Consider the following 13,744-nt stretch of genomic DNA (forward strand, 5'->3'; position numbering starts at 1 on the left):
CCGATGCCGCTTTTGCCGCGCGCGACGCTGATCCTGATCTGCGTGCTGATCCTTGCCGCTCAAGCGCTGGCGGACCCGCCGCAGTCGCGGTCCGCCGGCAAACGGCTGATCAACCGTGTCTGCGATCTGATCGAGACCCAGGCCCTGGAGAGCGGACTGCCCAGGGATTTCTTCGCCCGGCTGATCTGGAAGGAAAGCCGCTTCGATCCGAACGCGGTCAGCCCGGTCGGCGCCGAAGGCATCGCGCAATTCATGCCGGGCACCGCCAAGATGCGCGGTCTTGCCGATCCCTTTGACATCGAGCAGGCCATTCCGGCTTCGGCGAAATATCTCGCCGAGATGAAGGCCGGCTACGGCAATCTCGGGCTTGCCGCCGCAGCCTACAATGCCGGCGAGAACCGCGTGTCGCGCTGGCTGAGTTCGGGCGGCTTCCTGCCGATGGAGACGGAAAGCTATGTCTTCGACGTCATGGGCGAGCCCGTCGACAAGTTCTCGGACAAGTCCTATGCCGGGACCGTCCAGCCGCTCGATCCCAAGATGAGCTTCGCGGTTGCCTGCCGCCGGTTGCCAGTGATCATGTCGCGAACCGTCGCCATGGCCTCGATCAACGTCAAGCCGTGGGGCGTGCAGGTGGCGGGCAATTTCCGCCGCTCCGCGGCGATCGGCCAATGGCTGAAGGTCAGGGGCCGGTTCCCGGCCTTGCTCGCCAGCCATGACCCGGTGGTGAGCCGGGTGCGCACGCCGATCGGCCGGCGCGGCATCTACGCAGTCAGGATCGGCGCCAACTCGCGCGGCGAGGCCGACGGCATCTGCAACAAGCTGCAAAGCGTCGGCGGCGCCTGCGTGGTGTTGCGCAACCGTTGATGCCGGGGCGTGCGCGCGCCACATCCAGCAGACATTCAGCTTGTAGCGACATGCATTCCTTGCAGGGGCTCGAGCTTCCCCTGCCGCCAACAACGCCGGTAGCCAATTGCTAATGTTGCGACGAGAATCTGCTTGTCAGGGCGGCGGCGGTTAAATCTTAATGCGCTTTGCGGTAGTAAGGGCGGGGTCAGTTATTTCCGCGCGTATTTTTATTCGCGGTCTTACAAGGGAGGCATCATGCCGGAGGGGAATTTCCTTAAAAGGGTTGTCGGCGAGCTCGAAACGCCGCGCACCAAGCGACCGTTCGGCTCCGGTTGGCTGTCCGGCTCGATCGCATTGCTCGCCGGTATCACCGCCCTCCTGATGGTCATCGTGTTGCGCTACCCGACGCTGACCTCGATGCCGGACCTGGCGCCCATCCACCAGATGCTGTTCTTCAAGCCGGTCCTCTATTTCGTGCTTATCTCCGGCTACATCCTGGCCATCCTGAGCATGATGCTGCGAAGGGAAAAGACGCTCGGCGCGGCGGCGATGGTCACCGTGCTCCTGGCCTCGCTCATCGGCATGCTGCCGGCGCGTCACGAGCTGCGGATCGAAGGGGTCTTCTTCGGCCTCGACTTCTTCATCCTGAACGCCCTGTTCATGGGGGTCCTGTTCGTTCCGCTGGAGCGCATTTTCGCCCGCAACAGGGCTCAGACAGTGTTCCGCGACGAATGGCGCGAAGACCTGTTCTACTATCTGGTCTCGTCGCTGCTGGTGCAGATACTGACCTACCTGACGCTCGCGCCGTCCAATTTCGTCAACGCGCAAGGCGGCCTCGGTTCGGTGCGTGCCTGGGTCCACGACCTGCCCTGGATCGTGCAACTGCTGGCGGTGATGTTCCTGACCGATCTTGCCCAATATTGGGTGCATAGGGCTTTCCATCGCATCCCGTTCCTGTGGAATTTCCATGCCGTGCATCATTCGGCCAAGTCGATGGACTGGATTGCCGGCGCGCGGATGCATTTCCTGGAAATCATCGTGCTGCGCAGCCTGACGGCCACGCCGATGTTCGTGCTCGGCTTCGATGAATCGGCGATCCAGACCTATATCCTGATCGTCTACGTCTATTCGTCCTTCATCCATTCCAACATCGGAACCAGTTTCGGCCCGGTCGAAAAGGTGCTGGTGTCGCCGCGCTTCCATCACTGGCATCACGGCCTCGAGAAGGAGGCGATCGACGTCAACTTCGCCATCCATTTCCCGTTGCTCGATCGGCTGTTCGGCACCTATCACCTGCCCGAGGGACGCTGGCCAAAGGGCTATGGCATTCATGGCCATCCGGTGCCGAAAGGATATTGGCGGCAATTCCTCTATCCGTTCCGGCGCGCGTAGAAGCTCGAAAACAAATATTCAGAGTCGGCGGGACAGCACCCCCCTGTCCTGCCGGACATCTCCCCCGCAAGGGGGGAGATCAGATGTCGCGCCGGCCTTCGCCGATCGCCAACGTTGCAAGGCCGGGCGAAGCGCCGAAACTGCCAATCTCCCCCCTTGCGGGGGAGATGGCCGGCAGGCCAGAGGGGGGTTGGCGGGAACTCGGCAGTCGATCCTATCGAGAGCCGCCCTTGTTCGGCAGAACGCTCAAGCCGTCTTCGCCGCCACGGTCTCGCTGAGCCAGGTGCCGATCTTGGCGCCGAGGCGGTCGGGTGAGACAGGCTTCGGCAGATAGTCGTCCATGCCGGCCTCGATGCATTTTTCGCGGTCGCCCTTGAGCGCATGCGCGGTGACGCCGATGATCGGCGTGCGATTGCCGTTCTGCTGTTCGATCGCGCGGATGGCGCGGGTCGCCTCATAGCCGTTCATCTCCGGCATGGAGACGTCCATCAGCACCAGGCGGGGGCGCAGCGAGCGGTACATCTCGACCGCGGTGCGGCCATTGCCGGCGATGCGGTAGCTGAGACCGAAACCGTTGAGGATCTGGCCGAAGACCAGCTGGTTCACGTCATTGTCCTCGGCGATCAGGATGTCGATCGGGCCGCTCGGCGCCACCGTCGATTCCGGCGTGGCGGGCATAGGCACCGCCGGGCCGCGGATGACGGTGAATGCCGGCGGGGCCGCCTGGGCCGCGACCGGCTCGCGCACGAAATGCGCCTTCGCGCCCTGCGTGCGCGCCTTCTGGATGGCGGAGATCACCGTGCCCAGCAGCACCGCCGAGCGCGCCGGCTTGGTGAGATGTGCGACGATGCCGAAATCGATCACCATCCTGCCGAAATCGACCTGGTCGACCGAGGTCAGCAGCACCACCGGGATGGAGGAGAGGCGGCTGTCGGCGGCGATGGCCCTGGCGACATCGGCGCCGTTCATGCCGGGCATCTGGTAATCGAGGATGATGCAGTCGACAGAGGCGCCGAGCTGGCAGGCGCGGTCGAGGAAGGCGAGGCCGACCGCGCCGCTTTCGGCGGCCGCGCAGTCGAAGCTCCAGCTTCTGAGCTGCTCCAGCAGGATGTCGCGGTTGACAGGGTTGTCGTCGATGACCAGCACCCGGGCGCCGGTGACGTCGACCGGCACGAGCTCGTCGCGCGACTGCTGGTCGTGCGCCGGCAGCGGCACGGCGAACCAGAAGACGGAACCGCGGCCGATCTCGCTTTCGACGCCGATCTTGCCGCCCATCAGGTCGACAAGCCGCGCGCCGATCGCCAGGCCAAGCCCGGTGCCTTCGTGGCGGCGGGTAGAGGAGCCGTCGACCTGGGCGAATTTCTCGAACACGCTTTGCAGTTTCTCGGCCGGAATGCCGATGCCGGTGTCCTCGACGCGGACCTTGAGCTGGACCACGCCGTCGACGACGTCGCCGCCGACATCGACCAGGACATGGCCCTTCTCGGTGAACTTGACGGCGTTGCCGAGCAGGTTGGTGACGATCTGGCGGAAGCGCCCGGCATCGCCGACGACGAAGGCCGGCAGGCGCGGGTCGACGCGCACGATGAGTTCGAGGTTCTTTTCGGCGACACGCGCCGACACCAGCGTCGCCACGTCCTCGACCGCTTCCGCCAGGCGGAAGGGGGCGGGGTCGAGGGTCAGCTGGCCGGCATTGATCTTCGAGAAATCGAGGATGTCGTTGATGATGGTGAGCAGCGCGTTGCCGGATTTGACGATGACGTCGGTGAAAGTCTTCTGGCGCGGCGTCAGCTCCGTCTTGGCAAGCAGCTCGGCCATGCCGAGCACGCCGTTCATCGGCGTGCGGATCTCATGGCTCATATTGGCGAGGAATTCGGATTTGGCGCGGTCGGCGGCCTCGGCCTTGAACAAGGATGCGGCGGTCTCGGCGAAGGCGCGCCGGATCGCATTCTCCATCGGCCGGAAGATCAGAGCCGCCGCGATGGCGAGCACGGCGAACAAAAGGCCGCTCGCCCATAGCAGCAGCCGGTCGTTTGAAGCATCGGCGAGGCGGCGCTCCTCGTCGAATGCGGTGCGCACCTTCACCAGCATCGGCTGAGCGAAGAGGTCGTTCTGGTTGCGGATCTCGCGGTAGCTCCACTCGTCGACCTTCTGGGCGACCGCCATCAGGTTGAAGTTGCGCACCATATCGCGCGCCGACCAGAACAGGTCGTCATTGACCGAAGCGGTGTCCAATGCGTTGAGAGTGTTCGTCGACAGGCGCGGCCTTATCGCGGCAAGCTGGGCGTTCAGGATGCCGATCTCGGCCATCAGGCGTTCGGAATGGCCGCGCGCGGCGGTCGCCAACGCGTCGCGTGTCTCGCTGCGCCAGGCGGTGCCGGTCGTCTCGGCGAAATTGGTGGCGTTGCGCAGGTCGCGGGCAAAGATGACGAAATTGCCGCTGAGGGCATCGACCTCGTGACGGTACGAATTCACACGGTTGAGCGCGAACATGACGGCGGCCGAGGCCAGCGCGAAGACAAGCAGTCCCGAAATGTAGCGGATCCGGATCGACCGGATGAAGGAAGAATATTCCGGCATGCGCAACCCCAACACATACGCACAATTTTAATGGTCGGGATTACGCTTGATTTACATTAAGATTTCGTTGGTGGGACAAGATCACCAGCATTGACCGATCAAGTCGGGCGGGTCGCCCTGCAAGCGGCCCGCCCAGCTCAAATCAGACCCCTATCCAAATCAGCCTCTATCCTGGGCGCGGTAGGCGTCGGGAAGAACGAAGACTTCGTCGGCGCGGCCGTAGCCGCCGTCGCGAACTTCCTCGATCAGCACCATGGTGTAAGGGCGCACGCCTTCGCCGAAATAGTCGACGAACATCTGCGTGGTCTTGTGGATGAGCTCTTCCTTCTGCGCCTTTGTCAGGGCGGCTTCGGGCGTCTTGAAGTTGGCGAAGGGCATTTCGGGGTCCTTTCGGGCTGGTTGTTCTACAGCGATGGGTGGAGAAGATCGGCGAGACCGATGCGCTCGAGAAGCTGCGCCCGGACGCGGTCGGCGACGCCGTTGACGATGGTCGCGCCGTCATCCGACGGATCGATGTGGACGCGGAACGGCCGGCGGCCATGCGCCATGGCGACAAGGTCGACGATGGCCTCGGCGACTTTCGAGGGATCGGCATCGGCCGGCTCCAGACCGGCAAGGCCCTTCAGCGCTTGGCCGTCGACGCCGGCATAGGGTCCCGACCAATAGGCGTCGACGCGCCCGGTGTCGGCCGGCTTGCCGGAATGGGCGAAATGCTCGGTGCCTTTGGTGAACGCGCCGGGCACGACGATGGTCGTCTCGATGCCGAAACGGGCAAGCTCCAGCGCGTAGCTCTGCGCCAGCGCGTCCATGCCCGCCTTGGCGGCGAAGTAGGGCGCCAGGAATGGCGGCGTGCCGCCGCGCGTGCTGCTCGATCCGACCCAGATCATCAGGGCTCGACCGAGCCCGCGCATATGCGGAAGCACCGCCCGGTTAACACGTTGGGTGCCCAGCACATTGACGTCGTAGAGCGCCGCCAATTGCTCCGGCGTGAAGGCTTCGGTCGGTCCGAACATCATGTGGCCGGCATTGTGGATGACGACGTCGATGCGGCCGGCTTCGTCGAGGATGGTTTTGACGGCCGCCTCGATCGAGGGTTCCGACAGCACGTCGAGCGCAATGGCGCGGATCGCCAGTTTCTCCTCGCGCGCCAGCCTTTCGACTTCGGCCGCTGCGGCGCCGCCGCGCGCCTGCGGGTCGCGCATCGAGGCATAGACCCGATGACCCGCCCTGGCGAGCGCTTTGGACGTCATGGCGCCGAAGCCGCTCGATGCGCCGGTGATGAGTATCGTCTGCTGCATGATCGCCTCCTTGTTCGAAAATCAGATTGCGCCGCCATTGGCGCGGATGACCTGGCCGTTGACCCACTGGCTGGCGGGACCGGCGAGGAAGGCGACGAGCCCGGCGATGTCGTCGGGCTGGCCGAGGCGGCCGAGCGGGATCAATCTCGTTATCGCTTCGATCTGCTGGGCGCTCTTGCCGTCGGTGAAGAGTTCCGTGTCGACCGGGCCGGGCGCGACGGCGTTGACCGTGATGCGGCGCGGGCCGAGCTCCTTGGCCAGGATATGCGTCATGGCTTCGACGCCGGCCTTGGTCGCGGCATAGACGCCATAGGCGGGCTGGTAGAAGCCGACGACACTTGAAGAAAAGTTGATGATGCGACCGCCATCCTTCAGGCGTCTTGCAGCTTCGCGCATGCCGCGGAACGGGCCGCCGAGATTGATCGCGACCTGGCGTTCGAACGCGGCGTCGTCGGTTTCGGCGACCGGCGAAAGCCTCATCATGCCGGCGTTGTTGACGAGAATGTCAACGCCGCTGAAAGCCTTCTCTGCCGCATCGAACAACGCGGCCATGCCGGCCGGTTCGCCGATATCGGCCTGGACGGCCACGGCAGTGCCGCCGGCGGCTTGAATGGCCGAGACGACCGCGTCGGCCGCGTCCTTGCCGCGCGCGTAGTTGACGATGACGGCGATGCCGTCCTCAGCGAGCCGTTTGGCGATTGCCGCGCCGATGCCTCTCGAGGCGCCGGTCACGATCGCTGTTCTTGTCTTCTGCATGATCGATCTCCGTTCGGTGTTGTGAGGCGGATATAGATCGCCGAGCCAGCCGGATAATCAGCCCTCCATTGACAGCAGTATTCGGATTAGGCGAACAATCGCGCATGGATCGACTCGACAGGATGCGGCTCTTCGTTCGCGTGGTGGAGCGGCGCAGTTTCACGGCCGCGGCGGCGGATCTCGGCCTGCCGCGCTCGACCGCAACCGAAGCGGTCAAGCAGTTGGAAGACCATCTGGGCGCGCGGCTGCTGGACCGGACCACGCGCCACGTCGCTACCACGCTCGATGGCCAGGCCTATTACGAGCGTTGCCTTTCGATCCTGGGCGAGGTGGAGGACGCCGAGGCCGGCTTTCGCAGCGCCGAACCGCGCGGCCTGCTGCGCATCGACGCGCATCCGCTGCTGACGCAGAGGTTCCTGCTGCCGCAATTGCCAGCGTTCCTCGACCGCTATCCCGAGATCGATCTGCATATCGGCCAGGGCGACCGGCTGGTCGACCTGGTGCGCGAGGGCGTCGATTGCGTCATCCGCGCCGGCGAGCTGCAGGACAGCGGCATGATCATGCGGCGGCTGGCGACGATCGAAGAAATCACCTGCGCCAGCCCGGACTATCTGAAGCGGCATGGCGTGCCGGCATCACCGGAAGCGCTGGAAGGCCACCAAGCAGTCGGCTTCGTCTCCTCGCGCACGGGCGAGGTGCTGCCGCTGGAATTCACGATCGGCGCAACGGTGCGCCAGGTCACGTTGCCGGGCCGGGTTCGGGTCAACAATTCCGACACCGCGGCCGATCTGGCGCGGCTGGGTTTCGGGCTTCTGCAGGCGCCACGCTACCGGCTGGAAAAAGATATCGCGGATGGCTCGCTCATCGAGGTTCTCAAGGATTTCCCGCCGACGCCGACGCCGCTGTCGGCGCTCTATCCGCAGAACCGGCAGCTCGCGCCGCGGCTGCGCGTCTTTCTGGAATGGGCATCGCGCATTTTCGCCGAGGCGAGGCTGTGAGGATCATCGATGCCTGGTGCCGCAGCTATCGCCGACGGTCGGTTGGCTCGACCGCACCGGCTCGCCGTCCAGACGTCGGACGCACGATCTCGAGCCGGCATATCGGCCGCTCTCGGTTGCACCCGGTCGCGCGTGACCGTTGACAAGCATGCGCCTGCTCGTGTTCTATTTCGCTAGCGCATATTTTCCAGCGTAACAAATCGCGTCCGGCAAGGCCGGGCAAAGGGCAGCATGGCCCCGCCGCGTCTCATGGAAGCATGGGGTGCGTGCGGGGCCTTTGTTTTTGAGGTCCGGGTGAAGACGTTCAGGGTCGGGATCCTATATTCGACCACCGGTCCCTACGGGGCGATCGGCCGCGACTGCCGCGCCGGCGCCGAGCTTGCCATCGAGGAGCTGGAGAAAGCCGGCAGCCCCGTGCGCATCGAGCCGGTCTTCGGCGATCCCGGCGAGGGCGCCCCACCTATCCGCTTTATAGAACCTTAACTGTTCGGCAACCGCCAGATGAAATCGAGAGACCGTTACGAATTCTGCGCATAGTGTCGGTGTCCCGCGCCGTCTGTCCTTGGCGTGACGACCTGCTGCGTCGCCTGCGACTGCACGGTTTGGAATGCGATGCTCCCTTCCTTCCCGATCGATTTCTTCTTAGTAGCGAGCCAGCAAATCATCCCCGCCCATGTGCGCTTTTTGGAAGCCGGTATTGCTTCCGGTCTGGCCGGTACGGGTGATAATGAAACGCTCGATCGGGCGGCGTCATCACGGCTTTGGTATCTCCCGGCATGGCTCAGACCTCCGGATGCTCTGCCGAGAGCATGCCCGTAATCCCAGCCGCCTTGGCGGCTTCCACGAAGGTAGAGGAGGCATAGAAGTTCTGATGCACAAGCAAATGAGGGTTGACCCACAGATGCATGTCACCAATTTTCTCTTTCGAGAAAAAAAGCTTTGAGTCGGGGTGGGCTCTATCATCCCAGAAGCCCGTTACGCCTGAGTAGTCGGTGATCCATTCAAATTTCGATCGGACAGGATCGACACAATCTTTCCGACGGCACACATTCAACCAATAGCGGCGCGAGAAGGTCGTCCCACCCACCTTGTCGTAAATATCGACGGGAATAAATTGGTGGACGCCCGGCTCATAATTCTCGACAAGCAGCCTGAATTTCTCGCTGACGACGGTTTGCCCCAGAACCGACGCAATATCAGTAATTGCATACTCGGCCCCCCGCTCCTGCCATAAAGCTTTTTTAGGGGCGTGATCCGTTATGACCCGGTAGCCGTGGCCGATCGTATACTTATGCTCTTTCTCCGGCGCGGTAAGCTTCACCTCATCAGGGTTAGCATAGGGCAAATTGTCGAACGGCTGATCGATATCAGCGTCAAGGAAGGCGCGCTTCGCGTGTGCCCCCCACGCCATCGTCGCATCAGTCATAAAGTAAGCCATTGCCTAGCCTCCCGATCATTCATGGCCGGTGCACGGCCGCTCGACTTTGTCATTATCTTGTAAATCCGGTGCATGCGACTAACGGCGCTTGTTCGACCCGCGACCGGGAGCTCACTGGCGTTCTTGACCGATCTCCAAACGCTTCACTCAGAATATCCGAGCGTCGAATGCGCTCATCAATGCCTATTTGGTTTTCGGACCTGCCTCAGATTCACTAACCGGCCGCACCTTCATCTTCTCAAGCACCGCGGGATCGACGAGTTGGCTGACGATCGGATGGATTCGGACGGGCTTGTCCTTGACGACCTGCTTGAAGCTCGCGAGCACGGCGGTGGCGACCTTCTGCGAGGGCGCCACGTCACTACCACGCTCGATGGCCAGGCCTATTACGAGCGTTGCCTTTCGATCCTGGGCGAGTCGGAGGACGCCGAGGCCGGCTTTCGCAGCGCCGAACCGCGCGGCCTGCTGCGCATCGACGCGCATCCGCTGCTGACGCAGAGGTTCCTGCTGCCGCAATTGCCCGCGTTCCTCGACCGCTATCCCGAGATCGATCTGCATATCGGCCAAGGCGACCGGCTGGTCGACCTGGTGCGCGAGGGCGTCGATTGCGTCATCCGCGCCGGCGAGCTGCAGGACAGCGGCATGATCATGCGGCTCCTGGCGACGATCGAAGAAATCACCTGCGCCAGCCCGAGCTATCTGAAGCGGCATGGCGTGCCGGCATCACCGGAAGCGCTGGAAGGCCACCAAGCAGTCGGCTTCGTCTCCTCGCGCACAGGCGAGGTGCCGCCGCTGCGCGGGCCCCTTGATTTCGGCAAGACGCGTGCGGTGCCTCCGCATCGGCCGGGCTGACGAAGGGATTCAATTTCCGGCCAGGGGAAACTCGTTTGCGATAGTGACGTGGTGGTGGATTCGGCCTTCGAAATACTTGGCCAATACCGCCTCGGTCGCGGCCCGCGATTCGGCGCGGGCCGGGCTCGCGAGCGCTGCTTCGACCGCGGCCATGTCGCGGTAGTTGATTGCCAGGATCATCGGGTACTCAGGTGCGCCGTCGTCGCGCTTCTCGGCAAAGCTGACACGCACGTCGAGCGCGCCGGGGAACGCCTTCCATTTCGGCAGAACGGTCCTGATCACGTCCTCGCGGAACGCTTGGGTCTGGCCGTCCTTCACCTTGCCTTCAAACAGCGCATAGCGTGTGATCATGTCCCGGGCTCCTCGTCCTTGCGTCGGAAAAATTCCATCAGTGCGGCCTGATCCTCGCCGCCAAGTCCGGCGGCCGTCAGCAGCCGGTGCACCTCGGCGCAGACGGCCGTCAGCGGCATTGCGGTGTGCGTGCGCCGCGCCAGATCCTGCGCAGCGTTGAGATCCTTCACCATGTTGTCGATGCGGCCGGTGCGCCGGTAGTCGCGGGTGGCGAAGCGCGGCAGGTATTCCTGCAAGATCGCGCTGTCGGCGCGGCCGCCCTTCAGCGCCTGAGGGATCTTGAGCGCGTCCACGCCGGCGTCGAGCGCCAGCCGCGTCGCTTCAGCCACGGCCATGAAGTTCAGAGCGCACAGCACCTGGTTGATCAGCTTGGTCGTCTGGCCCGCGCCGGCCGGGCCCATATGGGTGTAGTTGGTAGCGACGTCGCGCAGCAGCTCGTGAGCATCCGCGACGTCGTCCGGCTCACCGCCCGCCATCAGCGTCAGCTCGCCGACGAGCGCCTTCGGCGCACCGCCGGAAAGCGGGCTGTCGACCCAGCGCAATCCCTTGTCGCGGGCGTCGGCCGCCAGCTGGCGGGTCGCTTCGGGGTCGATCGACGACATGTCGATGAGCAGCGTGCCAGGTCTTGCCCCGGCCGCGACGCCACCGTCGCCGAACACGGCGCGACGCACGATCGCCGCCGAATTGAGGCTGAGGATGACGTAGTCCGCTGCGCCGGCTGCCTCGGCCGCGCTGGGCGCGGCGCTGGCGCCTTTGGCGACCAGCGTCTCCACCTTGGCCTTGTCGAGATCGAACACAAAGAGGGCGTTGCCGGTGGCAAGCAGGCGTTCGCCGATCGCTCCGCCCATGGCGCCGGCGCCGATCAGTGCGACTATGCGGATCATGACTGTCGCTCCTCAAATGTGGCTGTTATGTCCGAGACGATCTTCTCCAGCGGCGCGTCGATCGCCACCACCACTGCGTTCTCGTCCTTTCCCGGCACTTCCAGCGTCTCGAATTGGCTGTAGAGCAGGCTGGTCGGCATGAAGTGGCCGGTGCGCTCGCGCATGCGCCGGGAAATCAGGTCGCGCGACCCATCGAGATAGATGAACAGCACGGGCGCGCCGGCCTGTTCGGCGATGAAATCGCGATACGCGCGCTTCAGCGCCGAGCAGCCGACTATGATCGGCGTGCTCTCCTGCCTCAGCGTTTCGCCGACTTTTGCCAGCCACGGCCACCTGTCGGCGTCGTCGAGCGGAATGCCCGCGCTCATCTTGGCGATGTTGGCCTCGGGGTGCAGCTTGTCGCCATCCACATATGTTGCGTGGATCGCATGGGCCAGCGCCTCGCCGACCGTCGTCTTGCCCGAACCGGTGACGCCCATGACGACCATGCGCCGTGGCGGGTCAGATCGAAGCTGTGATGCCGCCATCGACATAGAGGACATGACCGTTAACAAAAGAGGAGGCGTCGGACGCCAGGAAGATGCAGGCGCCGACCAGTTCTTCGACCTTGCCCCACCGGCCGGCAGGCGTGCGCTTTTCGAGCCAGGCGCTGAAGGCCGGGTCGGCGACGAGGGCTGCGTTGAGCGGCGTGTCGAAATAGCCGGGCGCGATCGCGTTGCATTGCAGGCCGTGCCGGGCCCAATCGGTCGCCATGCCCTTGGTCAGGTTGCCGACCGCGCCCTTGGTCGCCGTGTAGGGTGCGATGCCGGGGCGGGCGAGTGCAGTCTGCACGCTGGCGATGTTGATGATCTTGCCGTGGCCGCGCCTGATCATGTGGCGCGCGACGGCTTGGCCGACATGGAAGACGCTGGCGACGTTGGTCTGCAACAGGCGCTCGAACGCATCGGCGGGGAAATCCTCGAGCGGCGTGCGGAACTGCATACCGGCATTGTTGACAAGGATGTCGATCGGCCCGTGGGCCTGCTCGAAAGCATCGATCGCGGCGCGCACGGCGCCGTGGTCAGTCGCATCGAAGGCGAGCGTCGCGGCGCCGGGAATCTGCGCAGCCGCGGCGCCGAGCTTTGCCTCGTCGCGGCCGTTGAGCACCACTTTGGCGCCTGCTTCGGCCAGCCCTCTGGCCAAGGCAAATCCAATGCCTTGCGAAGAGCCGGTGACGAGCGCGGTGCGCCCGGTGAGATCGAACAAGGTGGACGACATTTTCCCGATTGCCTCTCGTCGCTGCCCGCTTTATGTTATCGATAACATCTGCTGTCAAGTCAAGTGGAGCAAAACCGATGCAGCGGCCTCACATCCTTCAGGTTGGACCCTATCCCGCATGGGACGAGGAGTTGCTCAACGAAGCCTTCGTGGTGCATCGCTATTTCGCGGCGGACGACAAGCCGTCCTTTCTCACCGAGGTCGGGCCGCACGTGCGCGCCATCGCCACGCGCGGCGAGCTCGGCGCCAGCCGCGCCATGATCGAGGCTTGCCCGGCGCTCGAGGTCGTCTCCGTCTACGGCGTCGGCTTCGACGCGGTCGATCTCGCGGCGTGCCGGGAGCGCGGTGTGCGTGTCACCAATACCCCGGACGTGCTGACCAACGACGTCGCCGATCTCGGCATCGCCATGATGCTGTGCCTGTCGCGCGGCATGATCGGCGCCGAGCGCTGGGTGCGTGACGGCAGTTGGGCGGCCAAGGGCCTCTACCCGCTCAAGCGCCGCGTCTGGGGTCGGCGGGCCGGTGTGCTGGGCCTCGGCCGTATCGGCTATGAGGTGGCCAAGCGTCTCGCCGGCTTCGGTATGGACATCGCCTACAGCGACGTTGCGCCGAAGGATTTCGCCGCGGATTGGACGTTCGTCGCCGACCCCATCGCGCTGGCCCGTCGTTCGGATTTCCTGTTCGTCACGCTCGCCGCGTCGGCCGCCACGCGCCACATCGTCGACAAGGATGTGATCGCGGCGCTCGGCGAGGACGGCATGCTGATCAACATTTCGCGCGCTTCCAACATCGACGAGGACGCGCTGCTCGACGCGCTCGAAAAGAAGGTGATGGGGTCCGCCGCGCTCGACGTCTTCGAAGGCGAACCGAAGCTCAATCCGCGGTTCCTGGCGCTCGACAATGTGCTTCTGCAGCCGCACCACGCGTCGGGCACCATCGAAACGCGCAAAGCGATGGGCAAGCTGGTGCGCGACAACCTTGCTGCTCATTTTGCCGGCCAGCCGCTGCTGACGCCGGTGCTCTGAAACTGTTTCGCGCAATTTTTCACGGGAAGCCGTTGCTTGCCTGAACCGCAAGAGGAGTTCGCCTGCC

At 64.3% G+C, this 13,744-nt stretch carries 14 protein-coding genes and 1 pseudogene; 6 read left to right on the forward strand and 9 right to left on the reverse strand.

The window, feature by feature from the left end:
- The first annotated feature begins 3 nt into the window (after positions 1–3).
- The gene (locus tag AC0YKC_RS08745) at positions 4–864 is read left to right on the forward strand and encodes a transglycosylase SLT domain-containing protein (protein ID WP_434724305.1); all 861 of its coding nucleotides are present in this window, start codon (positions 4–6) and stop codon (positions 862–864) included.
- Positions 865–1,101: 237 nt separating this feature from the next.
- Entirely contained in the window at positions 1,102–2,238 is a 1,137-nt protein-coding gene (locus AC0YKC_RS08750; protein WP_320296504.1) for a sterol desaturase family protein, read from the forward strand.
- A 246-nt stretch (positions 2,239–2,484) separates the two neighbouring features.
- On the opposite strand, the gene AC0YKC_RS08755 is transcribed toward AC0YKC_RS08750, so the two are convergent.
- The 4 genes from AC0YKC_RS08755 to AC0YKC_RS08770 all read right to left on the reverse strand — a co-directional run bounded on the left by AC0YKC_RS08755 (position 2,485) and on the right by AC0YKC_RS08770 (position 6,872).
- The gene (locus tag AC0YKC_RS08755) at positions 2,485–4,818 is read right to left on the reverse strand and encodes a response regulator (RefSeq protein ID WP_488510813.1); all 2,334 of its coding nucleotides are present in this window, start codon (positions 4,816–4,818) and stop codon (positions 2,485–2,487) included.
- 159 nt (positions 4,819–4,977) lie between these two features.
- Positions 4,978–5,196 carry a tautomerase family protein gene (locus AC0YKC_RS08760; protein ID WP_488510814.1) on the reverse strand — a complete coding sequence of 73 codons (219 nt, stop codon included), beginning with the start codon at positions 5,194–5,196 and terminating at the stop codon, positions 4,978–4,980.
- A gap of 26 nt (positions 5,197–5,222) precedes the next feature.
- The gene (locus AC0YKC_RS08765) at positions 5,223–6,116 is read right to left on the reverse strand and encodes an SDR family oxidoreductase (protein WP_488510815.1); all 894 of its coding nucleotides are present in this window, start codon (positions 6,114–6,116) and stop codon (positions 5,223–5,225) included.
- 21 nt (positions 6,117–6,137) lie between these two features.
- Positions 6,138–6,872: an SDR family oxidoreductase gene (locus AC0YKC_RS08770; protein ID WP_488510816.1), complete on the reverse strand. Its 735-nt coding sequence runs from the start codon at positions 6,870–6,872 to the stop codon at positions 6,138–6,140.
- Positions 6,873–6,976: 104 nt separating this feature from the next.
- Here AC0YKC_RS08770 and AC0YKC_RS08775 point away from each other — a divergent pair, with 104 nt between their 5' ends.
- Entirely contained in the window at positions 6,977–7,870 is an 894-nt protein-coding gene (locus AC0YKC_RS08775) for a LysR family transcriptional regulator (RefSeq protein ID WP_488510817.1), read from the forward strand.
- A gap of 294 nt (positions 7,871–8,164) precedes the next feature.
- Entirely contained in the window at positions 8,165–8,353 is a 189-nt protein-coding gene (locus AC0YKC_RS08780; protein WP_488510818.1) for an ABC transporter substrate-binding protein, read from the forward strand.
- A 298-nt stretch (positions 8,354–8,651) separates the two neighbouring features.
- On the opposite strand, the gene AC0YKC_RS08785 is transcribed toward AC0YKC_RS08780, so the two are convergent.
- Positions 8,652–9,308, reverse strand: a complete 657-nt coding sequence (locus tag AC0YKC_RS08785) for an imm11 family protein (protein WP_488510819.1) — start codon at positions 9,306–9,308, stop codon at positions 8,652–8,654.
- A 321-nt stretch (positions 9,309–9,629) separates the two neighbouring features.
- On the opposite strand from AC0YKC_RS08785, the pseudogene AC0YKC_RS08790 reads away from it, so the two are divergent.
- A pseudogene (locus AC0YKC_RS08790) lies at positions 9,630–10,100 on the forward strand (LysR substrate-binding domain-containing protein); the annotation flags it as partial.
- A 69-nt stretch (positions 10,101–10,169) separates the two neighbouring features.
- Here AC0YKC_RS08790 and AC0YKC_RS08795 read toward each other — a convergent pair.
- Genes AC0YKC_RS08795 through AC0YKC_RS08810 form a run of 4 tightly spaced genes read right to left on the reverse strand, consistent with a single transcriptional unit; the run spans position 10,170 to position 12,652 of the window.
- Positions 10,170–10,511, reverse strand: a complete 342-nt coding sequence (locus AC0YKC_RS08795; RefSeq protein ID WP_320296506.1) for a hypothetical protein — start codon at positions 10,509–10,511, stop codon at positions 10,170–10,172.
- Positions 10,508–11,395 (reverse strand): NAD(P)-dependent oxidoreductase, encoded by an 888-nt coding sequence (locus tag AC0YKC_RS08800; protein ID WP_488510820.1) that lies wholly within the window; start codon positions 11,393–11,395, stop codon positions 10,508–10,510. Before AC0YKC_RS08800 ends, AC0YKC_RS08795 begins: the two co-directional genes overlap by 4 nt.
- On the reverse strand, positions 11,392–11,883 hold the full coding sequence (locus tag AC0YKC_RS08805) for a gluconokinase (RefSeq protein ID WP_488510821.1): 492 nt from the start codon (positions 11,881–11,883) through the stop codon (positions 11,392–11,394). Before AC0YKC_RS08805 ends, AC0YKC_RS08800 begins: the two co-directional genes overlap by 4 nt.
- Before the next feature lie 13 nt (positions 11,884–11,896).
- On the reverse strand, positions 11,897–12,652 hold the full coding sequence (locus tag AC0YKC_RS08810) for an SDR family oxidoreductase (RefSeq protein ID WP_320296509.1): 756 nt from the start codon (positions 12,650–12,652) through the stop codon (positions 11,897–11,899).
- Positions 12,653–12,729: 77 nt separating this feature from the next.
- On the opposite strand from AC0YKC_RS08810, the gene AC0YKC_RS08815 reads away from it, so the two are divergent.
- On the forward strand, positions 12,730–13,677 hold the full coding sequence (locus tag AC0YKC_RS08815) for a 2-hydroxyacid dehydrogenase (protein WP_488510822.1): 948 nt from the start codon (positions 12,730–12,732) through the stop codon (positions 13,675–13,677).
- The last annotated feature ends 67 nt before the right edge of the window (positions 13,678–13,744 follow it).

It is taken from the genome of Mesorhizobium sp. CNPSo 4661 (assembly GCF_057784215.1).